Genomic DNA, 23,419 nt, shown 5'->3' on the forward strand with positions numbered 1-23,419 from the left:
GGTTATACCTCCGCTTCTTTAGACGCAAGGCTTTGCGCCCTGACGGCCATGACTTTTTTGTACTCTGACGGTATTACCTTTATAAATCTTTTTATATTCTGCTGAAAATCAGAGAGTATTTCTTTTGCCGCTGTACTGCCGGTAAATTTCACATGCGACGACAGCATGTCATAAACCGTATCAATATCCTCTTTATCCATAGCGTCAAATTCCACCATGCTCATATTGCATTTTTGTTCAAAATTAACATCATTATTATACACATACGCGATTCCGCCCGACATACCCGCGGCAAAATTCCTGCCGGTATTGCCGATAATAACAACCCTGCCGCCTGTCATGTATTCGCAGCCGTGGTCTCCCGTGCCTTCAACAACCGCGTAGATGCCGGAGTTTCTTATGCAGAACCGTTCCCCGGCTGTGCCGTTTATATAAGCCTCGCCGGATGTGGCGCCGTAAAATGAAGTGTTTCCCATAATCACGTTTTCTTCGGCGTTAAACAGCGACTTTTTACCCGGATAAACTATTATTCTTCCGCCGGAAAGCCCTTTACCCGTGTAATCGTTTGCCATACCTTCAAGTTCAAAAGTAATGCCGCCGGCAAGAAAAGCGCCAAAGCTCTGCCCCGCGGCCCCTTTAAACTTACACCAGATTGTATCTTCCGGCAGGTATTCTTCGCCGAACTTTCTGCACACTTCGCCGGATAGCATTGTGCCGGCAGCGCGGTCCTTATTGCTGATTATTTTTTCTATCCTTACGCGTTCCTTTTTTTCAAACGCAGGCGCGGCTTCTTTTATAAGCTGCAGGTCCAGCACATCTTCAATTTCGTGTTTCTGTGTTTTTGTGCAGTACAGCGGTTCACCTTTGGAATCAGGTTTGTAAAGAATCTTTGAAAAATCAATATTCTTTGCTTTCCACGGAAGTATGGCCGTGTCAGTTTCTAAAAGGTCAGACCTGCCCACAAGTTCATTTAAATTTTTAACGCCAAGTGATGCCATTATTTCCCTTAAATCTTTTGCCACAAACCGCATGAAATTTACTATATATTCCGGGCGCCCCGCAAACCTTTTGCTTAGAATATCTTCCTGTGTTGCCACGCCCAGCGCGCAGTTATTCAGGTGGCAGTGGCGCAGCATTACGCAACCCATTGTTATAAGCGCGGCTGTTCCAAACCCGTACTCTTCCGCGCCAAGGCAAGCAGCTACGGCTAAGTCTTTGCCTGTCCTCATCTGCCCGTCCGCCTGCAGCCTTACCCTTGTCCTTAAATTATTCAGCACCAGCGTCTGGTGCGTTTCTGACAGCCCAAGTTCCCACGGCAGCCCGGCATTCATTATGGAAGTCTTCGGGGACGCGCCTGTGCCGCCGTCGCCGCCGGAAATAAGTATCATGTCGGCAAAACCTTTTGCCACGCCTGCCGCAACCGTCCCTATTCCTATTTCAGAGACAAGCTTTACGCTTATGCGCGCGCGCGGGTTTGCGTTCTTTAAGTCAAATATCAGCTGCTTTAAATCTTCTATTGAATATATATCGTGATGCGGCGGGGGCGAAATTAAAGTGACCCCCGGCGTGGTGTAACGCGTGCGCGCGATAATTTCGCTTACTTTATGGCCGGGAAGCTGCCCGCCTTCGCCGGGTTTCGCGCCCTGCGCTATTTTTATCTGAATCTCATCGGCGTTTGTAAGGTAATTTATATTTACCCCAAACCTTCCCGATGCCACCTGTTTTATCGCGCTTCTTGCGGAATCCCCGTTGGGGTAAGGCGTAAACCTTGCGGAATCTTCGCCGCCTTCACCCGTGTTAGATTTCGCACCAAGTTTGTTCATGGCAATTGCCATGGTGTGGTGCGCGGGCCCGGAGATGGAACCAAAGCTCATCGCGCCGGTTACAAACCTTTTTATTATTTCGTCTTCTGTTTCCACCTGCTCAACAGGAATAGCTTCTGTCTTTTTAAATTTTAAAAGCCCCCTAAAAGTGGCGGCATGCCCTGCCTGATTGTTTACAAGCGATGCAAACGCTTTATACTTTTCATAACTGTTTGTTCTTACAGCATCCTGAAGCGCGGAAATTGTATCCGGGTTCCACATATGATACTCGCCGTCTTTTTTCCACTGGTATATTCCGCCGGATTCCAAAAGCACGTCCTTATCCAGAATGTCGGCAAACGCCTCTTTGTGCATCATCTCTCGTTCTTTTGCAATCTCGGCAAACCCGACGCCTTCCACCCTTGATGCCGCGCCTTTAAAACACCTGTCCATTACCTCTTTTGCAATTCCAAGCGCTTCAAATATCTGCGCGCCCCTGTAGCTTTGAATGGTGGAAATTCCCATTTTAGACATTACTTTTAAAATACCTTTATTGCACGCTTTGCGGTAATGGGAAACAGCATCATCATAACCGCAGCTTAATTCGCCCTTATCATGCATATACTTAATGGCGTCATAAGCCATATAAGGGTTTACAAGCCCCGCGCCAAAACCAAACAGCACACAGAAATGGTGCACTTCCCTTGGTTCGGCGGTTTCCATAATTATACTTGTATGCGTCCTTAAAGAGCGCTTTACCAGTTCCTGATGCACGGCCCCAAGCGCTAAAAGCGCCGGAATTGCTGCGTATTCATCAGTCACGCCGCGGTCGCTTAATATCAGTATGGAATAACCGTTCTGCGCCGCTTTTACCGCTTCATTACAAACCCTGTCAAGCGCTTCTATAAAACGTTTAGTGTCACCCGGCATGTAAAGCAGCGTTATTGTTTTGGTTTTAAAACCGCTGGCCGTAATGTTTTTTATCGCGGCAAGTTCTTCATTGGTAAGAATGGGTTCCCTTACCTGAAGTTTATGGGTGTGAAGTTCTGTCTCTTCAAACAGGTTCTGGCGCGGCCCTAAAAAACTGCGCAGGCTCATTACAATATCTTCCCTTTCAGAATCAATGGGCGGATTTGTAACCTGCGCGAAAAGCTGCTTGAAATACGTGTAAAGCATTTTGGGTTTTTCCGACAGCACGGAAGGCGGCGTGTCATTGCCCATGGAGCCAATGGGTTCTTTGCCGTCATTTGCCATCGGCTTTAATATTTCTTTTACGTCTTCCCTTGTATAGCCGAATGCTTTCAGCCTGTTTATAAAAAATTCAGGGTCTTCCTGTTTAACATCAGCCTTTGGCAGGTCTTCAAGATATACAAGCTGTTCTTTTCTCCACTGCCTGTAAGGCGCGCGCATGGCTATTTCTTTTTTTATTTCATAGTCTTCTATAATCCTCTGCCTTTGCGTATCTATAAAAAATATTTTCCCGGGTTCCAGCCTGCCGGAATGTTTTATCTGCGACGGCGCAACATCTATCACTCCGGTTTCCGAAGACAATATTACCGTGCCGTCATTTGTCTCTATGTAACGCGAAGGGCGCAGGCCGTTTCTGTCCAATACCGCCCCAATCCTTACGCCGTCGGTAAAGGCAAGCGCTGCGGGGCCGTCCCACGGTTCCATAAAACACGCGTGATATTTGTAAAAACTTCTTACGGAATTGGATAAAAGGTTGTTATGCTCCCATGCTTCAGGCACCAGCATCATCATGGAATGCGGCATTACCCTTCCGCCCTGAACAAGCGTTTCAAACGCGTTGTCTATGGATGCGGAATCGCTCTGCTGTTCGTCGCGGATTACCGGCTTTACGCTTTCAACATCATCGCCGAACACAGAACTTTTAAAAAGACCTTCGCGCGACTTCATCCAGTTTACGTTGCCGCGGATGGTGTTAATTTCACCGTTATGCGCCAGGTACCTGAAAGGCTGCGCAAGGTCCCACGTTGGGAAAGTATTGGTGGAATACCTTGAATGCACAAGGGCTATGGCACTTTTAACAAGCGGGTCGTTTAAATCGGTGAAAAAATCCGCCACATTTTCCGGCAGCATAAGCCCTTTATATATAAAGACCCTGCAAGATAAATTTGTCACATAAAAAGTTTTCTTGTCCTTTATATCAGAAGCCCTGACGGAATTTTCGGCTTTCTTTCTTATAAGGAAAAGTTTTCTTTCAAAATCTTCAGAGTTATTTATATCAGCCGACCTTTTTATAAAGACCTGTACAAAATCAGGGCGCGACGCTTTTGCAGTAGGCCCAAGTATTGCTTCATTGACAGGCACACTGCGCCATCCAAGCACTTCCTGCCCGCATTCCTTTGCCGCTTTTTCCACTTCTTTTTTAACAGCGGCAGCGGAGTTTTTATCTAACGGCAGAAATATAAGCCCTGTGCCGTATTCGCCCTGCGCGGGTAATTTAATTTTAATGGCAGCCGCCGCTTTTACAAAAAAATCATGCGGGGTCTGTATAAGAATGCCGGCGCCGTCGCCGGTTTTTGGGTCCGCGCCAACCGCGCCCCTGTGCGTCATGCGCTTTAAAATAAGCAGCCCATTTTCAACAATAGAGGCTGTTTTAACTCCGTTCACATTTACTATAAACCCGACTCCGCACGCGTCTTTTTCCTGCGCCGGGTCGTAAAGCCCTTGCTTTTCCGGATATCCGCTCATATGTGTTCCTCTTTTCATCTTTTTTGTCATAAAAATCCATAAATTTAGATAGAAAAATAACGCTTAAAAATCATTAAATGTTTTCGGCATTGAGTTTAAGACACGACTTCCTTGTCGTTTTGATAATCCGATAATCAGTATGCATCCCTGCTTTGCGCTGATTAGTAGAACACTGCTTGTTAAATTTATACTCAATTAAGGGATAAATGTCAAGTTATTTTGAGGAATGAAGGTTTTATGATACAGAACACAAAAACTTCATTTTTTGATTTAGGTTAATTAATCAAATCCGCTGTGTTCAATTATTTATTAAACATAAACAAAAACAGCAGAAAAGAATAAAAAATAGGTTTTCTTATTTAAGCAATTAATCAATCGCTGTAGGATATTCTGTATATTGCGCCGGCTTTATCATCAGAAACAAGCATTGACCCGTCTTTCAGAAACTCTATATCAACAGGGCGGCCATAAACTTTTTCATCCTTCATCCATCCATCCGCAAAAACTTCGGGCTTCTGCGTTGTACCGTCTTTGATACCCACAAATACAACCCTGTAACCCGTCTTGCTGCTTCTGTTCCAGGAACCATGCTGGGCAACAAAAATCCCATCTTTATATTTTTCGGGAAACATTTTGCCTGTATAAAACCGCATTCCCAGAGACGCAGTATGCGCGCCGAATTCAGCCTCCGGTTCCGTAAGTACTAGATTACCGGAATACTTTTTAGAATATACCGGATCAGGTATGCCCCTGCCGTGATAATAAGGAAACCCAAAATGCATCCCCTTCTTTGGCGCTTTATTAAGTTCATCCGGCGGTATATCATCACCCATCAAATCCCTGCCGTTTTCAGTAAACCACAGCACGCCGCTTCCCGGCTGCCAGTCAAACCCCACGGTATTCCGGATTCCTTCCGCGAATATCTCAAAATTATTCCCGTCAGAATCCATGCGTGTAATAGAGGAATAAACTTTCTCCCCGCGAAGGCACACGTTGCACGGCGCGCCAACCGGCACATATAACTTCTTATCCGGCCCAAAACGGATAAACTTCCATCCATGCCAGTGATCATCCGGAAATTTATCATAAATAACTTCATACGCCGGCCGGTTCCTAAAAGTATTTTCAATATTTTTAAATCTGATTATTCTGTTTACCGCGGAAACATACAGGTCTCCATTATACAAAGCCACCCCGACAGGCATAGTCAGCCCTTCCGCAATTACAACGGTTTCATCCGCTTTTTTATCGCCGTCTTTATCAACCACCGCATACACTTTTCCCGCGCCCATTGACCCTGCAAAAATAACCCCGGAATCCCCCGCAGCCATAGCGCGGACATTTTCAACGCCATCGGCATATAGTTCAACTGTAAATCCTTCGGGAACTTTTATTTTATCGGTTACAACCCTGCCCGCAGCACAGGATGAGAATAATATAAGCAGCGATATAAAAACCGGCAATACTTTAAAATTCATATTTTCCCCCTTTAAAAACGTAATGATTTCTATGTGTAAGTATAGTTAAATAAACAAAAATAGTCAAATTGAGCACATTTTAAAAAGGCAGTAAAATCATCACATATCTACTATTTGTGTATAGTTAATAATCTATTGGATTATTTTCAATACACAAATAGTAGATTATTTATTGTTTTTTATCTCCAGCTTGGGCGGGATCTGCCAAGCACATTTTTTGAAATGACTGCCGGCGAATTTCCGGAAACATCCGCCACCCATAACGCGCCTTCGGCAACTTCCGATGTCTCTGTCACAAAGGCAATTTTTTTGCTGTCCGGAGACCACACAGGGTCTTTCACGCCGTAAGAAGCGTCAAAGGTAATCTGCAACGGCACTGCATCGCCTTCTGCCATCTCATCATCATTCATATTCTGCTCGGTTTCTGTCATGCCCGGCCCTGTACCGTCAGGATACATTATAAATATTGCGTTTGAATAATTAATGTCCGCCGCGGTATACGCTATATACGCGCCGTCAGGAGACCATACAGGCCTGTATCCGGGCGCCAGATATGTTTCACCAGTGCCGTCAGAGTTCATCATAAATATTCCGGTATTGTCAAATCGGTTATAATCCATTTCCTTTTTTTCCATGTAATAAACCACTTTGGTGCCGTCAGGCGAGAAATTTCCGTCAATGCGGGTCTGCTCGCATCCGCCAAATATCTTTTCCCCGCTGCCGTCGGTATTAACCAGGTACATACACTCCGGATTATTATCTTTATCATCTGTGTTAATTTTATTATAAAGTATGTATTTCCCGTCGGCGCTCCATTCAGGAACATATTGATAATCATCGTGATGCGCGCATCCGGAAACTATCTTTTTTAAACCCTTGCCATTTTTGTTAATTACATAAATAGAAGTTACATGATCGGAAGACCTGTCCAGAAACGCAATGCGCTGTCCGTCAGGCGACCACGAAGCAAGCTCCGCGTCGTTTTCTGTTGCCGCAATCTGCCGGATTTTACTTCCGTCGCTGTTCATTATATATAAACGGTTTTTATAATCCTCTCCCGCTGACGAAAACACCACAGTTTTTCCGTCAGGCGACACCGCGGGATAATTGTCGCTGCGCACGCCTGTTGTAAGGCGTTTTTTAACACTGCCATCCGGCGATACAGCATAAATAAAAGTCCCGTTGCCGTCCCCTTCAACCCCCGCGTACACAATAAAACCTTTAAGGTTATTTACATCTCCCTTTAAAACTTCTTTTATCTGCGTACATCCTGTAAAAACCACCGTTATTAAAATAGCTGAAATTAATAACCATGTTTTTTTCATATTATAACCGCCTTTTTACTTTGTTTGATTTGCAGAAACGATTATACCATTTAACAGAATGACAGGAAAAGTAGAAAAATGGCAACTCGTCAACTCGGAGGGTCGGCAAAACAGATAAAAAAGAACTTACAAACAATGCGGGCTGAAGACCCGCAGCTGCCACGGCGAAATAATAAAAACATTAAATACAGTTTATTCTTCCGGATTTTATTAGCCGAGTGCAAATTTAGTTTGCCATCGCAAATTTGCACCAAAGTGCTTTTGACATATTAATTCTCCTGTTATTGTAACCACCGCGGGATGAAGACCGATGGCTGCCACTACAAAGTAACAATAACATTAAATACGATTTGGTATTGTGCTTCGCCTCACGGCTATAAATAAAAACGAGGCGTATCATGATACGCCTCTACATTATAAACACTAAACCCAAACAAACCTTTAAGCTACCCGCCCTAAAGGGCGCGGCTACCAAGACAAACAACACAACAACCAATTAAGCAAAAAGCAGTTAAGCAGAAGCGGAGTAATAAGGACATGCACCAATCAGGCATTGAAGATGCGCAATAAAAGATAAACCGAAGACGCAAAGATATGATATATTATATTTCCCCACAAATAAAACAGCGGCAAAGGGAGGCAGTGAAGCAGGAGAAGCTTTCCCTTTGCCGCTTAATTTTTCTAATAACTAACCTATTGCCTTACTTCCTCTTTCTTCCGTCCTTATCCTCACGCACTCTTCCAGCGGAAGAATAAATATCTTTCCGTCGCCTGTCTCGCCTGTCTTGGCGCCCGCAACTATCGCTTCAACAGCCGGTTCCACAAATTTATCATTTACCGCAATTTCCAGGCGCAGCTTGCGCAGAAGGTTTCCTGTTTCCCTTATTCCGCGGTAAACTTCGTTTACGCCCATCTGCCTGCCGTGCCCAAGCACTTCGCTTACAGTCATAAGATTTATGTCTTTTTTGTAAAGCGCCTGCTTAACTTCTTCCAGCCTGTACGGCTGAATTATCGCTATTATCAGTTTCATATCATCCTCCTTTTATTATTCAATCAGTGTGTATGCCCTTTCATTGTGCTCGGACAGGTCAACCCCGATATTTTCGTCTTTCTCTTTTATCCTTACACCCATGGTTAAATCTATTAACTTGAAGATTATAAACGTTCCCACAAAACTGTATGCCATTGTCGCGACAACCGAAATAAGCTGAATCATAAACTGTTTCGGATTGCCGAACATTGTGCCTGTACCAAGCGCGTTAACAGCCGGATTTGCAAGTACACCTGTTAAAAGCGCGCCTACCATTCCGCCCACGCCGTGAACTCCAAACGCGTCAAGCGAATCGTCATACTTGAATATCCCTTTTACTATGCTGACGGCTACAAAACAAACTCCGGCTACTGCAACACCTATAAGAATCGCGCCGGTAACATCCACAAAACCCGAAGCAGGGGTTATTGCCACAAGCCCTGCCACAGCGCCCGATACCGTGCCAAGCACTGTCGGTTTGCCGCTGTAGAACCATTCTATTACCGCCCATGTTAAAGCCGCTGCAGCCGCCGCTGTGTTTGTAACCACAAAAGCGTTTGCCGCAAGGCCGTTAGCACCAAGCGCGGAACCCGCGTTAAATCCGAACCAGCCAAACCATAAAAGCCCCGCGCCAAGCACCGTAAAAGGCATGTTGTGAGGTATTGGCCCAAGTGTGCCGGTATTTTTTCTTTTTCCTATTACAAGAGCTGTAACCAAAGCCGCGATACCCGCGTTAATGTGAACAACCGTGCCGCCCGCAAAATCAAGCGCGCCCATCGCGCCTAACCAGCCGCCCTTTCCCCATACCCAGTGGCATACAGGGTCATAGATAAACGTGGACCACAGAACCGTAAATACGAGAAAAGAAGAGAATTTTATCCTTTCAACAAAAGCTCCGAAGATCAGAGCCGGAGTAATTATGGCGAACATCGCCTGAAAAATCATAAACGCCAGCCCCGGAATGTTGGAAGCGTAATTGCTGCCTTCCTGACCAACACCGTTTAACATAAAGTGCTGGAATCCGCCGATAAACTTTCCGCCTTCGCCAAAACTTAAACTGTAACCGATTATTACCCACTGAAGGCTTATAACCGCCAGTGTGATAAACGCCTTCATAAGAACACTTAAAACGTTTTTCTTTCTTACCATACCGCCGTAAAAAAATCCAAGAGCCGGCGTCATAAGCATTACAAGCGCCGCGCTCATAAGCACCCACGCGGTATCGCCCGCGCTTATGGCAGGCACGGCTTCTTCCGCGAACGCCGGGATGCTGAACAGCCCAAACATCGCGGCAATCAATCCGGTTAACTTTTTCATTTTATTTTCTCCTTTAAATTATTAGAATCCGTAAGAAACTGCAAGCGAACCAAAACCGTCATTCTCGTACTGGCCGTCAAGCGCAAGCTGATATGAACCTGACAGCGTCGCGCTGAATTTATCAATTGTATAAGTTACTCCAAGCGTTCCAAGCGCGACCGACAGCGACTTTTCATAACCCCACTGTCCAAAATTATACCCGCCTGTGATTGACGCAAAAGGTTCAAACGCTTCCAGTTCTATGCTGTGTGAAATTCCGGCTTCAAGATATCCGCCCGCTCCAAATGTAGGATCATAGAAGAACTTTACATAAGGCGCTGTAACAACATCCGCTGAAATTGTTCCAAATACTTCAGTATCATTATTTGACGCGGGATCAGCGTATGGAAAAGTGTAAATTGTAAAACCCGCTCCAAGGCTTATGATATCAAGCCCGGGAAGTGTTTCACTGTAGCTGAAAGTATAGTCGCTTTCAGAGTACTTTGCTGCGTCCACATCATAACTTCCCCAGTAACCGAATGACAGATTGCCAAGGTTAAGGTTAAATCCCGGCTGAATTGCAAATTCTTCACTTAACTGCTGCCCTCTCCATAAATACTTTGAAACACCTGCCGTGTAAACACTGCCGCTGAAATCCGCTGCAACCGCGTAAAAAGGTAAAACTGAAGCAATAAGAACCATTACTACCAGAAACTTTTTCATCTTAGTCCTCCTTGAAGTTTATTTGACCCGGGTTCATGACGTCCGTGTCTTGAATGATAATTAGCATAAGTCGTGCCACAAATTTAACCATAAAAATATGCATATTTAATTGGGTTTTTTAATCATGTAAAAAACCGTATGATTAAAAACTAACCACGGCTTTATGTTTTGATTAATTTTTAATCATTTTTGTGAGTTTCAAAATAATGAAACACATAGAATGGTATTTAATAGTAGAGGCGTAATACATTACACCTGACAGATTTAAAAACAAGAACGAGGCTTATCATGATACGCCTCTACATTACAAAAATAATACATTAAATACGATCTGGGATTTTAATGTAGAGGCGCAATATATTGCGCCTCATGGATTGTAAGACAAGAACGAGGCGCATCATGATACGCCTCTACATTACAAAAACAATAAATAAAATAAAAAAGCCGCGGGCATCAGCGCCCGCGGCAAAAAGAACAAAAACGACAGTAAAGAGAGGCAGTGAAGCAGGAGAAGCTTTCTCTTTACTGTGTTTATTTTTAACCTATTGCCTTACTTCCTCTTTCTTCTGTCCTTATCCTTACGCACTCTTCCAGCGGAAGAATAAATATCTTTCCGTCGCCTGTCTCGCCTGTCTTTGCCCCGGCAACTATCGCCTCAACAGCAGGCTCTACAAATTTGTCATTTACCGCTATTTCCAGGCGCAGTTTGCGCAGAAGGTTTCCGGTTTCCCTGACTCCGCGGTAGACTTCATTGACGCCCATCTGTCTGCCGTGTCCCAGCACTTCACTGACGGTCATCAGGTTTATATCTTTTTTATAAAGCGCCTGTTTTACCTCTTCCAGCCTGTACGGTTGTATTATCGCTATTATCAGTTTCATGTCGCCTTCCTTTTTTTTATTCAATCAGTGTGTATGCCCTTTCATTATGCTGTGACAAATCCACTCCGATATTCTCGTCCCTCTCTTTTAATCTTACGCCCATTAAAAGGTCAATCGCCTTGAAAATTATAAAAGTTCCGATAAAACTATATGCAATGGTTGCGCCGACTGCAACAGCCTGAATACCCAGCTGTTTAGGGTTGCCAAACAAAAGTCCGGTTCCAAGCGCATTTACCGCGGGGTTCGCAAATACACCGGTTAATAACGGGCCTATCATTCCGCCCACACCGTGCACGCCAAACGCGTCAAGCGAATCATCATATTTAAATTTCATTTTTATAATACTTACCGCTACAAAACAAAACATAGACGCAATAACCCCTATTATCAAAGCCGCGCCTGCGTCCACAAATCCGGCAGACGGGGTTATTGTGGCAAGGCCTGCTATCGCGCCTGACACGGTTCCAAGCATCGTCGGTTTCCCGTTGCGTATCCATTCAATAACAGCCCATGTTACCGCCGCTGATGACGCGGCCATATTGGTGGTTACAAAAGCATTGGCCGCGATTCCGTTTGCGCCAAGCGCCGAACCCGCGTTAAACCCAAACCAGCCAAACCATAAAAGCCCCGCGCCAAGCACCGTAAATGGAAGATTATGCGGTATGGGGCCAAGCGATTCTGTCCCTTTTCTTTTACCGATAACAAACGCAGTAACCAATGCCGCAATCCCGGCGCTTACATGGACAACTATGCCGCCCGCAAAATCAAGCGCGCCCATTTCCGCAAGCCAGCCGCCTTTTCCCCACACCCAGTGACAGATAGGGTTATAAATAAAAGTCGCCCATAAAACCGTAAATAAAAGAAAAGATGAAAATTTAACCCTTTCCACAAAAGCGCCAAAAATTAAAGCGGGAGTAATTACAGCAAACATTGCCTGAAATATCATGAAAGCCAGCCCGGGAATATTCGGCGCGTAATTACTGCCTTCCTGACCCACCCCGTTTAACATAAAGTGCTGAAAACCGCCAATAAAACCGTTGCCTTCGCCAAAACTTAAACTGTATCCTATTACCATCCACTGCATACTGATAACAGCAAGCGTTATAAACGCTTTCATAAGAACGCTTAAAACATTTTTCTTTCTTACCATCCCGCCGTAAAAGAAGCCCAGTGCCGGCGTCATAAGCATTACCAGTGCGGCGCTCATTAATACCCAGGCGGTATCAGCGCCGTTAATTCCGGGTACTGCTGCAGATGAAGTTTCTTCAGCAAATAAAGAAACACCCGCACCCATAAAAACAGCCATAATAACAAACATAAGCCTTTTCAATATACATAACCTCCATAAAAAATACTTTTTAACATAAAACTATTTAACATGTCAGCAAAACCCGTGCCACACGCGTATATATTGGGTTATAAACATTTTTGATATTTTCAGACATGAAAATCTGATTAGTTTTTAATCAGACATTAAGATAGTTTTGGAAAGTGAGTTATGGATGAATAGATTCCAATTATAAACGCACAGAGCGTGCACGCAGAATTTTTTCAGTTAATTTATTTATGGCTTATACCCTTTTGCTTATTGTCCTATTTATGGCTTATACCCTTTTGCTTATTGTCCTATTTATGGCTTATACCCTTTTGCTTATTATCCTATTTATGGCTTATACTCTTTGGGCTAACCTCTTATTTTCTTATAGCCCGAACTCTTTCATCTTTGCTTTAAGAGTATTGCGGTTTATTCCAAGCATTTCAGCCGTTTTAGACTTATTATAATCCGTCTTAATAAGCATTTCTTCCATAAGCCTTTTTTCCATGCCGCCTATGACTTTAGCGTATATTTCGCCTTCACTGGCTTTGTATATTTCACTGTCTAAGTAACCTTTTATGCCTGAATCTTCTTTATCTGTTTTTTTGCCGGCATTTATGGAATCCGGAACAAGCGATATATCAATTAAATTGCCCTTTGACATTATTACCGCGCGTTCCAGCGCGTTTTCAAGTTCCCTGATATTGCCCGGCCATTCATACGCCACAAACATATCTTCAGTCTTTTTATCAAGACCCATTACGTTTTTACCATACATTTTATTAAACTTTTTTATAAAAAAGTCCGACAGCAGCGGTATGTCATCTTTTCTTTCCTTCAGGGAAGGTAATTTAACATTTATCACGTTAAGCCTGAAATATAAATCACTTCTGAACTTTCCTTCCGCGGAGAGCTTTTCAAGGTCCCTGTTTGTGGCTGATATTATCCTTATATCCACCTTTACCGGTTTTTCGCTTCCCAACGGCTCTATCTCTTTTTCCTGTATCGCGCGCAGCAGCTTGCTCTGCAGGTGAAGCGGAATTTCGCCCACTTCATCCAGAAAAAGCGTGCCGCCGTCCGCTATTTCAAACCTTCCTTTTTTTCTTGCAGCCGCTCCCGTAAACGCCCCTTTTTCATAGCCAAAAAGCTCTGATTCCAGCAGATTCTCCGGTATTGCGGCGCAGTTGACGCTTATTATCTTTTTGTCCGACCTATCGCTTAAAAAATGCACCACTTTGGCTATAAGTTCTTTGCCTGTTCCGGTTTCCCCGGTAATTAAAACAGGCGCCATTGTTCCGGCAACAGTTTTTACCTGTTCCATCACTTTTCTAATTGTTTCATTCTTGCCGACAATATTTTTAACGCTTGATTCTGTTTTAAGTTCTTTTCTTAATTCAGTGTTTTCATCAATAAGTTTTTTTGTTGCTTCTTCCTGGCGCTGGTGGCTTCTTACCCTGTATGCCAGAAGGGAAGCCAGAAGGGTAAGCGTGTCCGTAATATCATCAAAATTCTCCGCGTCTGAAAACTTTCTTTCAACTGCGATTACCCCAAGTACATTTGCCCCGGCCTTAATAGGCGCGGCAATAAATGATATCTGCCCCATTCCCGCGCGCTGAATCTTAAGCCTGTTTAAAAACATCTCTTCTTTTTCTATATCCTGAATGCCTATTGTCTGCCCTTTTAAAACAGCATTGCCTATGACGCCTTCGCCTATTTTATAGATGCCTTTTTTCATAGCTTCGCCGCTTATTTTATAGCCCGCTTCCACTTTAAGTGATAATGGATCGTCCTTATCAAACAGCACAAACATACCCCTTAAGATATCCATTTTTTCCCTTAGCACTTCCATGATGCTGTCAAAAATAACCTTTATATCATCGCCCTCTTCTATTATGTTAAAAGTTTCTATAAGCGTTTCCTGAAGCATCATTTTTGAATGAAGCCTGTCCCCCATTTCCTGCCGTATTATTATCTGCGCCGCAAGCTCCGATACCATTGTTATCAGTTCCAGGTCCTCTTCGGAAAAAGCATCTTCTTTATTGCTGTCAATGCTGATAACGCCTATAATCTCATTTTCCGACCTTATGGGCACTGCAATTTCAGACAAAAGCCCTTCTGTCACAGCCACATATAAAGGGTCCTGCCTGGTATTATTTACAAGTTTTGGAAGCCCGCTCTGCGCCGCCCACCCTGTAATCCCCTCGCCTATTTTTAACTTTGTGCGCCGCGCCACCTTTTCATCTATACCCTTAAACGCTATTATATCCAGTACGCCTTCATCCCTGTTTGTAAGCATAACGCTTCCGGTTTTCGCGCCTGTTAACACAAGGCAGCGTTCCAGAATAAATTCAAGCAGTTCATTTGTGGTATGCGCTTTGTTCATTTCAACGGCAATATAGTGAACAAGTTTAAGCTTATTAATCCTTGCTTCCAGCCCTGCCTGCAGGGATAGGTCTGCCTTTTTTGTCATTTTGCTTCTCCTGTTTATACGATACTCTAAATAATATATAACAATATTTGACCACTTTCAACATATTAATGGTTATTTTTTAACCACCTTAACAAATATATTTCCATCTTTCCCCTTTATCTGCTACAATTACGCTATGGCACATAATTTGCTTATATGATATTGAAGGAATAAATTAATTAAACTTAAATAAAGAGGTGTAATTATGGCAAAGAAAAAAGCATTAAAAAGTCCTAACCCGGCTGATTGTTTTGGGGAAAATGTTTTTAACGAAAAGAAGATGAAAGCCCTTCTATCTCCGGCGGTTTTTAAGGAACTAAAGAAGACCCTGGACTTCGGTTTTCCCATGTCAAAATCAACCGCTGACGCAGTGGCAACAGCGATGAAAGACTGGGCAATTGGCAGGGGCGCCACGCATTACACCCACTGGTTTCAGCCATTAACCGGAATCACCGCCGAAAAGCATGACAGTTTTATCAACCCTGTCGCTGACGGCACCATTAAAATGGAATTTTCCGGCAAACAGTTAATTCAGGGCGAACCTGACGCATCATCATTTCCGTCAGGCGGCTTAAGGGCCACTTTTGAAGCGCGCGGATATACAGCGTGGGACCCCACTTCACCATGTTTCTTAAAAGAAGACGCGGAAGGCGACCTTACGCTTTACATCCCCACAGCTTTTTATTCCTACACAGGCGTCGCGCTTGACAAGAAAATTCCCGTGCTGCGTTCAATGGAAGCGGTTTCCAAGCACGCTTTAAGGCTTTTAAAAGCCCTTGGCAATACCACAACAAAAAAAGTTACACCCACGCTTGGGCCTGAACAGGAATATTTTCTTATTGAAAAAGAGTACTTTATGTCCAGGATGGACTTAATAATGACAGGCCGCACGCTTTTTGGCGCGCCGCCTCCCAAGGGACAGGAACTTGAAGACCAGTACTTTGGTTCCATAAAAGACAGGGTCTCTGCATACATGACAGACCTTGATCAGGAACTCTGGAAACTTGGAGTACTTTCAAAAACAAGGCATAACGAAGTGGCGCCCGGTCAGTTTGAAAACGCGCCGGTCTTTAACACACTTAACCTTGCAATTGACCACAACCAGATAGTAATGGACACAATGCAGCGCATAGCATTAAGGCACGGCCTTGTCTGCCTGCTTCACGAAAAACCTTTTAAGGGCGTAAACGGTTCCGGCAAACACAACAACTGGTCTTTAAGCACAGACGACGGACAGAACCTTTTAGAACCCGGCGCAACACCGCATGACAATATGCAGTTTTTAATTTTCCTTGCGGCTTTAATCAAGTCAGTTGACAAACACGCGGATATGCTTCGCGGCACATGCGCGTCTGCCGGCAACGACCACAGGCTTGGCGCCAACGAAGCTCCTCCCGCCATTATTTCAATATATCTGGGAGAGCTGCTGTCAGCCGTACTTGAAAAGATTGAAAAAGGCGAAAAATTCGTGGCTAAAGACGCTTCTTTCCTTCACATGGGCGTTGACCTTCTTCCGCGCTTCCCGCTTGATAATTCAGACAGAAACAGGACATCGCCTTTTGCCTTTACCGGCAACAAGTTTGAATTCAGAATGGTGGGTTCTGCCATGTCATGCGCAAGCCCGAATATAGTGTTAAACACCATAGCCGCGGAATCGTTTGACGAATTCGCGACCCGCCTTGAAAAATCAAAGAACGTAAAAAAAGAAGCGGCGGCAATTGTGGCTGAAGTTGTTAAAAACCACAAAAAAGTTATTTTCAACGGCAACGGTTATTCCGCGGAATGGGAAAAAGAAGCGGAAAAACGCGGACTGCCGAATGTTAAAAACTCCGTTGACGCACACAAGGCTTTTACCACTAAAAAAGCAAAAGATGTTTTTGCCAAATACGGTGTGCTTTCAAACGAAGAACTTCACAGCAGATATGAAATTTACATTGAACAGTACGCCAAGATAATTAACATAGAAGGCCAGACAGCTTTAAAAATGTCTAAAACACTTTTTATCCCCGCTGTTATCAGATACGCAGAATCACTGTCTGACGCTGTAATTAAGGCAAAGCAGGCTGGAGTTTCAACAAAGACACAGTCCCAGCTTTTAGAAGAGATAACTTTCCTTCTTGAATCCGCTTCAAAAAAGACAGCAGTACTTGAAGCAGAACTGGGAAAAGCCGCCAAAATACAGGAAACTGTAGCAAAAGCAGAGACTTACAGAGACAAGGTTTTCACGGCGTTTACTTCCTTAAGGGAAGACATAGACGCGCTGGAAACAATAATGCCGGAAGCCGCATGGCCTGTTCCGGTTTATTCGGAAATGCTGTTTAACCTTTAAGAACAACGGCCGAGGGACGGATGGTCGGAGGGTCAGAGGTTCGGTAAAACATAAATACATAATAAAAAAGCCCGGCAGAAAAAGCCGGGCTTTTTTATTTTAAATTATGCAGAATTGAATTATTAAATACGTTCTGGTAGGCGCACCCTTCAGGGTGCGGCAGTTGAAATCAGCCTGCAATCGGAAATCTCTGCAACAAAGCAAATTTACGAGCATAAGAAGCAGGAACAGTTAAAATCAAAACAACGCGCCCTAAAGGACGCGGCTACCAAAACGAAGTACTGACATTTTAAATAACAAACATATAGATATCACCGAAAACTCTATATCTTTCTTAAAACCTTGGATTTGTTGCTTTTTTTGTTTTGAATATCCCGTCTAACATCTTTTTTGATTCCCCGCCTGAAAGCGCTTCTGCGGCTGAATTATTACCGGCTTCCACCATTTTATCAAGGACTTCACGCGAAGTATTATCCGCCGTGAATATTTTTGCCATTTCTTCGGTTACCACAGGCTCTATTCTTAAATACCCCCGTTTAACGTCTTTAAGCATATTTTCCATCATATAATCAACAGACGCGGACTGCGCGGTCATAAAAAGCCCCATGAAATCCATTCCAAAACTCCAGTCGCGCACTGACATTAACTTTTTCTTTCTTTTTAGTTCTTCGGCAAAACTTGCTATGGATACTATTTTTACGTTTTTAAATTTTTTCTTTTTCCCCACAAAGTATTTATATGCTTCTGTAAACCCCATCATAGCCGGGTTATTTGCCCAAGTACCGCCGTCCACATAGCCGCAATTTTCTTCCCCTGCAAAATCCGGAAAATATTCCGGCAAAAAAGTCGGCGCGGCAGAAGAGCACGCTACTGCCTGCCACAGTTTAATTCCGCGGTTTTCCTCAAGATTTCTGTGGTGTGGCGTCTTGAATACCCTTGTCACCCCTTTTGTAACGTTAAATGCGGAAATACACATGAAATTGCCGGCATCAGCAAGCGTCCTTTCGCCGTATATTTCTTTGTACGCCTCCAGAAGCTCTGCATTGGAATGCTTGCTTGTAAACAGCACCTGTTTTATTTTTCTAAAAAAATCAAGCGGGGTGCCTTCAACATTATGATGAAAAATCTTCACCCCTTTTTCCCTGAAAAACTGCACCAGTTCTATCCCGCTTATTCCCGAAGTCAGCGCGGCTCCTGTTATTGCCCCTGCAGAAGTGGATGCAATAAGATCAAAATGGTCCGCGGCTTTTTTTCCGTAGTGCTGTTCCAGCCTTGCAAGCACGGCAGCAGTATATATTCCAAGCAACCCTCCGCCGTCTAATGCCAGTATCCTGAATTCTTTTCCCATGATTAACCCTCCCTTAAAAAATAGCGTTTTAAGCAATTCAGCCGTTAAGCATAAGCGAAACATTAAACACGTCTTCGCAGGCGCACCACTGCGCCGGAAGCGCGAGGATGCGGTTGAAGCTAGTTTACGAGCATAAGAAGCAGGGACAGTTAAAACTCCGCGGGCTAAAGACCCGCGGCTACCAGAACAAAAAATACCAAACAGATAATAAAATCAAAACATAAATACAAAAATTAAAAAAAAAGCCCGGCTTTGCAGCCGGGCTTTAATATCACATTAATTACTTTAAATTATAAAAATTTGCCCTGCCGTTGTACTGTGCTAAATCTCCCAGCTCTTCTTCTATCCTTAACAGCTGGTTGTATTTTGCGATACGGTCAGTTCTGGAGAACGAACCGGTCTTTATCTGGCCTGCGTTTGTTGCAACAGCGATATCCGCAATTGTCGCGTCTTCTGTTTCGCCGGAACGGTGTGATACAACCGCCGTGTAGCCTGCGCGTTTTGCCATTTCAATCGCGTCAAATGTTTCTGTCAGTGTTCCAATCTGATTTACCTTGATAAGGATTGAATTACAGGTATCTGCCTCTATTCCCTTTTTCAGAATAGCGGGGTTTGTTACAAATAAATCATCTCCCACAAGCTGTATTTTCTTTCCTGCTTTATCGGTTAAAAGCTTATGCCCGGCCCAGTCGTGTTCTGACATGCCGTCTTCAATGGAGATAATAGGGTATTTATTGATAAGGTTCATCCAGAAATCCACCATCTGTTCTGATGTTAACTCTTCTTTTGTGGATTTTTTGAAGATGTACCTTTTCTTTGCTTCATCATAAAATTCAGAAGCAGCCGGATCCATAGCTATTGAAATATCAACGCCCGGTTTGTATCCCGCTTTTTCAATAGCTTCAACAAGCAGCTGCAGAGGTTCTTCGTTCGATTTGCAGCTTGGCGCAAATCCGCCTTCGTCGCCGACTGCCGTATTGTATCCCCTTGCTTTTATAACTGATTTTAAAGCGTGAAAAGTCTCTGCTCCCCATCTCATGGCTTCGCTGAAAGAAGGCGCGCCGACGGGCATTATCATAAATTCCTGAATGTCCACGTTGCTGTCAGCGTGTGCTCCGCCGTTTATTACGTTTGCCATTGGAACCGGCAGCTGTTTAGCGTTGAATCCGCCAAGGTAGCGGTATAACGGAAGGCCGTGAAGCTGTGCCGCCGCTTTTGCGGCAGCCATTGAAACCGCAAGAATCGCGTTAGCGCCAAGTTTTGCCTTTGTAGGCGTGCCGTCAATTTCTATCATCTTTTTATCAAGCCCTGCCTGATCTGCAACATCCATTCCTTTTAATTCTTTTGCTATTTTCTCGTTAACATTATCAACGGCTTTTAATACGCTTTTGCCGCCCCATTTTTTCTTGTCGCCGTCACGAAGTTCAACCGCTTCTTTTGTTCCTGTGGACGCGCCTGAAGGTACTGCCGCCCTTCCCATTGTACCATCGCAGAGAATTACATCCGCTTCAACTGTGGGATTACCGCGTGAATCTATTACCTGTCTTGCATGTATCCTTTCAATGCAGCTCATTTCACTACCTCCTGTAGATTAATAAAATTGGTTTATTTTACTGCGGTTTTTAACAACGGGAATTATGATACACCAAAAAATAGGACAGGTCAAGCAGTTCGGAAGGACGCAGCTTGGCAGCTTGGCAGCTTGGCAGCTTGGCAGCTTGGCAGCTTGGCAGCTCGGCAGCTCGGCAGCTCGCTTCTACCGAGCCGCTAAACTTCCAAGCCGCTGAGCTGCTGTTCTTATGCCGTTTTCCTTACCACCAGCTCTGTTCTCATAACCTTTTCATACGGCTGGGTCCAGGGTTCGTTGATTCCCCTGACTGCCATTTCAAACGCCTGTTTTCCCATCTCTTCAATGGGCTGGCGTACAGTGGTCAGTTCCTGTTCTCCCGACGCTTCCACGTCGTCATATCCTATTACCGCTATGCGTTCCGGTACTGTGATTCCGTTTTTTCTGGCTTCGTTTATAAAACCCTGCGCCACGTAATCGCCGGCAGCCACAAATACCGCGCGTGCTTCATTCATGAACATATACCTGAATGCTTCTTTGCCTGATTTATAGTTATATTCTTCCACCTGAAACTGCATGTGGTCCAAAAGTTCAATACCTTTCTCCTTTAAACCCCTTTTAAAACCTTCAAGCCTTTCCCTCTGTGAATCGGCAGTTTCTTTATTTCCCGAGATAAAACCTATATTGGTATAACCGCACTGTGCCATATATTTCCCTACGTCATAACCGCCTTTTTCGCTGTCAGATAATACCTTATATGTGTTATTGCTCTTTCCTTCCACCATCACAGGAACAATTCCGGCTTTTTCCATAAGGGCTTTATGTTCATCGTTAAGGTTAAAGGCCATTATTATCGCTGCAGATACCTTTTTTTCATCTGCTATCTTCTTATAAATATAATCTATTCCGCCTTTTTTGTCCGCCGCCTTCACGGTATAAATAAGCAGGTCATAATCGGAATCATAAGCCCTTGCCTGTATTGCCCAAAGCATCTGTACCGTGTACATATTGCGAAGGCTTGGAACCACTATCGCTATGTTTTTTGTTGCAGCCATATAACCTCCTGTTAAATACTGCCGGTATTTATTTTCTTACGGCATTAATATATATTTTTTTCAGTCTTTAAACTTTAAGCCCGACTGCATTACCTTATGTTCCGCGGTCTCACCGCCCACGTAACCTTCGCCGTCAATATACCAGTGGTTTTCTTCTTTTGGTTTGCCGTCGCCCTGATCCATTACAATACGCACATGCCACGCGTCTTTTTCTTCGCTTTTAAACAGGACTTTTTTAACCTCAACCGTTTCAAAATCCATCTTTACTTTTCTGTTTATCACAATAGGCCACAGCATTGCCGCGGCCTGTGTTTCCTGATGCCATTTTTCACCGGCCACAAACGGATATTTTACAAACAGCACCTCTTTTTTTAACACCACGTCATAGCTTAAAAATTTAAATAGCGGATATGGATACCTTATAAGTTTCATATATCCGCCGTCATCTTCGGTGCGTACAAAAAACCTGACATCAAAACCCGGTACATTATAAAAAAAATAATTCTTCCCGTCAATTTCGCGTTCTTCCGCTATTACCGCTTTTACTTTAAGCGTCTTTTTTGGATCCGCTTTAAAATACCCCTCGTAATCCCAGCTGCTGTTTACGCTTATCGGGTACCAATAGCCGGCTTTTATTACTCCGCCAAATACCAGAACCGCCAGACACACCGCAGGTATTATTTTTTTAAGCATAAATTACCGCCTTTTTTGCTGTCATTCTGACAGCTCCTTTTCCGGCCTTCAAAACTCCCAGGCGCCGCGCACTGTTTTTGTCATATTCTGCCACCAATCAAAAAGAAAATAAACTTTTATATATGGACCGGAAAGATTTTCATTTTGAATTAAATATTTCAGCGTATAACCCGGTTGAATCCCAAAACCAAAAAATCTGTTAAACCAAAAATCCGCCTCAACATTTATATCGGAATATACACCAATATACTCCCCTTGTTCACTAATACCGATACCCAGTTTCATGCCATAATTCCAAACAAAACTGTACTTTTCACCGGGTGCCCCAAACTGATATTTTAATCCCAAACCTGTAAAATAGTTTGAAGTCGGATTATATATTCCTATCATTGCCGCCTGCGTACCAAAATGAGTTTCATACCCAATTTCCGCCTGTAAAACAACCTGATTTTCAAACATCCAGTCAGCTTCAATCTGAAATATATTAGTAACGCATTCAGGCAGCATTTTTATGCCTCCGCCGCCCGCAAACCACAGTTTTTCTTCAAGACAAAAAACAGGCAGCGTTAAAATCATAAAGCATATACCAGCAAGTGTTTTTTTCATTACTTTCCCATAGCCATTTTTCTTAATTTTTCCGGCATCTTTTCTATGGCATATCTTAATGCCGTCCTTGGCATTATGCGTCGGTTAACAAACACAAAATCAAAAACTTCCTTCTGATGTTTCTTGGATGCTTCCTTTAACGCCCAGCCGTAGCCTTTAAGCACAAGCGGATGCGGGTCATTCATAAGTTTTTTTGAAAGCCCAAGTATTTCCTTTAAGTACATCCCCTTTTTACCGGGCACTATAAAAGTAACGCACGCGGCGCGCCTTACTATAAATTTTTTGCTGTCTGCCCATTTTAAAATTTTTGGCAGAAGTTCCGGAAACCTGAATAAAAATTCCGCTGACAGGTGATTACCAAGGGAATCACAGTCACCCCAGTCTTCCAGTTCTTCTTTAACCCACCTGTCAACATATACGAAATGCCTTTTTTCGAATCTTTTCTTTGCCTTCAATATCACTTCAATGCCTGTTTTTCTTACATCGTAAATCCCGGAAGAAATCAAAGCGTCTGACAGTTTAAAAATTTCATCTATTTTAAGATTTTGTATTTCACGGTAAACTTCGGCGGCAAGCGTGTTTATTACAGGCAGCCTTGCGCCGATGATTTTTTTGGCATTAACCATAATTGATTTTTCGTGAACTTCCCTGTATTTATTATCCGCGCATTTGTTAAGGCGGCTTTTGACCAATTTTATAAGATTTTCAGCGTTCATCAGGTCTCCATGTTTTAATCATATCTTTATTATTATCCAAAACACCCGCCCTTTCAACACCTATTTTTATCT

General features: G+C 43.6%; 16 protein-coding genes. 1 reads left to right on the plus strand and 15 read right to left on the minus strand.

Features of this window, described 5'->3' with window-relative positions; translation table 11 throughout:
• Positions 1 to 2: 2 nt before the first annotated feature.
• The 9 genes from CVV21_00400 to CVV21_00440 all read right to left on the minus strand — a co-directional run bounded on the left by CVV21_00400 (position 3) and on the right by CVV21_00440 (position 15,033).
• Positions 3 to 4,535: a glutamate synthase large subunit gene (locus CVV21_00400; GenBank protein ID PKL93049.1), complete on the minus strand. Its 4,533-nt coding sequence runs from the start codon at positions 4,533 to 4,535 to the stop codon at positions 3 to 5.
• 353 nt (positions 4,536 to 4,888) lie between these two features.
• Positions 4,889 to 5,995, minus strand: a complete 1,107-nt coding sequence (locus tag CVV21_00405) for a sorbosone dehydrogenase (protein ID PKL92839.1) — start codon at positions 5,993 to 5,995, stop codon at positions 4,889 to 4,891.
• A 179-nt stretch (positions 5,996 to 6,174) separates the two neighbouring features.
• Positions 6,175 to 7,320 (minus strand): hypothetical protein, encoded by a 1,146-nt coding sequence (locus CVV21_00410; protein PKL92840.1) that lies wholly within the window; start codon positions 7,318 to 7,320, stop codon positions 6,175 to 6,177.
• A 688-nt stretch (positions 7,321 to 8,008) separates the two neighbouring features.
• Entirely contained in the window at positions 8,009 to 8,350 is a 342-nt protein-coding gene (locus tag CVV21_00415) for a transcriptional regulator (GenBank protein PKL92841.1), read from the minus strand.
• 15 nt (positions 8,351 to 8,365) lie between these two features.
• Positions 8,366 to 9,667, minus strand: coding sequence for an ammonia channel protein (locus CVV21_00420; GenBank protein ID PKL92842.1), 1,302 nt, complete (start codon positions 9,665 to 9,667; stop codon positions 8,366 to 8,368).
• Positions 9,668 to 9,688: 21 nt separating this feature from the next.
• The gene (locus CVV21_00425; protein PKL92843.1) at positions 9,689 to 10,369 is read right to left on the minus strand and encodes a hypothetical protein; all 681 of its coding nucleotides are present in this window, start codon (positions 10,367 to 10,369) and stop codon (positions 9,689 to 9,691) included.
• A gap of 537 nt (positions 10,370 to 10,906) precedes the next feature.
• Positions 10,907 to 11,248, minus strand: coding sequence for a transcriptional regulator (locus tag CVV21_00430; GenBank protein ID PKL93050.1), 342 nt, complete (start codon positions 11,246 to 11,248; stop codon positions 10,907 to 10,909).
• Between the two features lie 16 nt (positions 11,249 to 11,264).
• A complete protein-coding gene (locus CVV21_00435) occupies positions 11,265 to 12,485 on the minus strand; it encodes an ammonia channel protein (GenBank protein PKL93051.1) in 1,221 nt (406 codons plus the stop codon).
• A 463-nt stretch (positions 12,486 to 12,948) separates the two neighbouring features.
• Complete coding sequence (locus CVV21_00440) at positions 12,949 to 15,033, minus strand: transcriptional regulator (GenBank protein PKL92844.1); 2,085 nt, start codon at positions 15,031 to 15,033, stop codon at positions 12,949 to 12,951.
• 205 nt (positions 15,034 to 15,238) lie between these two features.
• On the opposite strand from CVV21_00440, the gene CVV21_00445 reads away from it, so the two are divergent.
• Positions 15,239 to 17,362 (plus strand): glutamine synthetase type III, encoded by a 2,124-nt coding sequence (locus CVV21_00445; protein PKL92845.1) that lies wholly within the window; start codon positions 15,239 to 15,241, stop codon positions 17,360 to 17,362.
• Positions 17,363 to 17,696: 334 nt separating this feature from the next.
• On the opposite strand, the gene CVV21_00450 is transcribed toward CVV21_00445, so the two are convergent.
• The 6 genes from CVV21_00450 to CVV21_00475 form a co-directional block, all read right to left on the minus strand.
• Positions 17,697 to 18,773: a hypothetical protein gene (locus tag CVV21_00450; GenBank protein PKL92846.1), complete on the minus strand. Its 1,077-nt coding sequence runs from the start codon at positions 18,771 to 18,773 to the stop codon at positions 17,697 to 17,699.
• Positions 18,774 to 18,990: 217 nt separating this feature from the next.
• Positions 18,991 to 20,283 carry a phosphopyruvate hydratase gene (locus CVV21_00455; protein PKL92847.1) on the minus strand — a complete coding sequence of 431 codons (1,293 nt, stop codon included), beginning with the start codon at positions 20,281 to 20,283 and terminating at the stop codon, positions 18,991 to 18,993.
• A 224-nt stretch (positions 20,284 to 20,507) separates the two neighbouring features.
• The gene (locus CVV21_00460; protein PKL92848.1) at positions 20,508 to 21,332 is read right to left on the minus strand and encodes a hypothetical protein; all 825 of its coding nucleotides are present in this window, start codon (positions 21,330 to 21,332) and stop codon (positions 20,508 to 20,510) included.
• Positions 21,333 to 21,392: 60 nt separating this feature from the next.
• Positions 21,393 to 22,025 (minus strand): hypothetical protein, encoded by a 633-nt coding sequence (locus CVV21_00465; protein PKL92849.1) that lies wholly within the window; start codon positions 22,023 to 22,025, stop codon positions 21,393 to 21,395.
• A 48-nt stretch (positions 22,026 to 22,073) separates the two neighbouring features.
• Entirely contained in the window at positions 22,074 to 22,631 is a 558-nt protein-coding gene (locus tag CVV21_00470; GenBank protein PKL92850.1) for a hypothetical protein, read from the minus strand.
• Positions 22,631 to 23,347 (minus strand): DNA alkylation repair protein, encoded by a 717-nt coding sequence (locus CVV21_00475; protein ID PKL92851.1) that lies wholly within the window; start codon positions 23,345 to 23,347, stop codon positions 22,631 to 22,633. Before CVV21_00475 ends, CVV21_00470 begins: the two co-directional genes overlap by 1 nt.
• Positions 23,348 to 23,419 lie beyond the last annotated feature (72 nt).

It is taken from the genome of Candidatus Goldiibacteriota bacterium HGW-Goldbacteria-1 (assembly GCA_002839855.1).
Lineage (GTDB): Bacteria > Oederibacteriota > PGYV01 > PGYV01 > PGYV01 > PGYV01.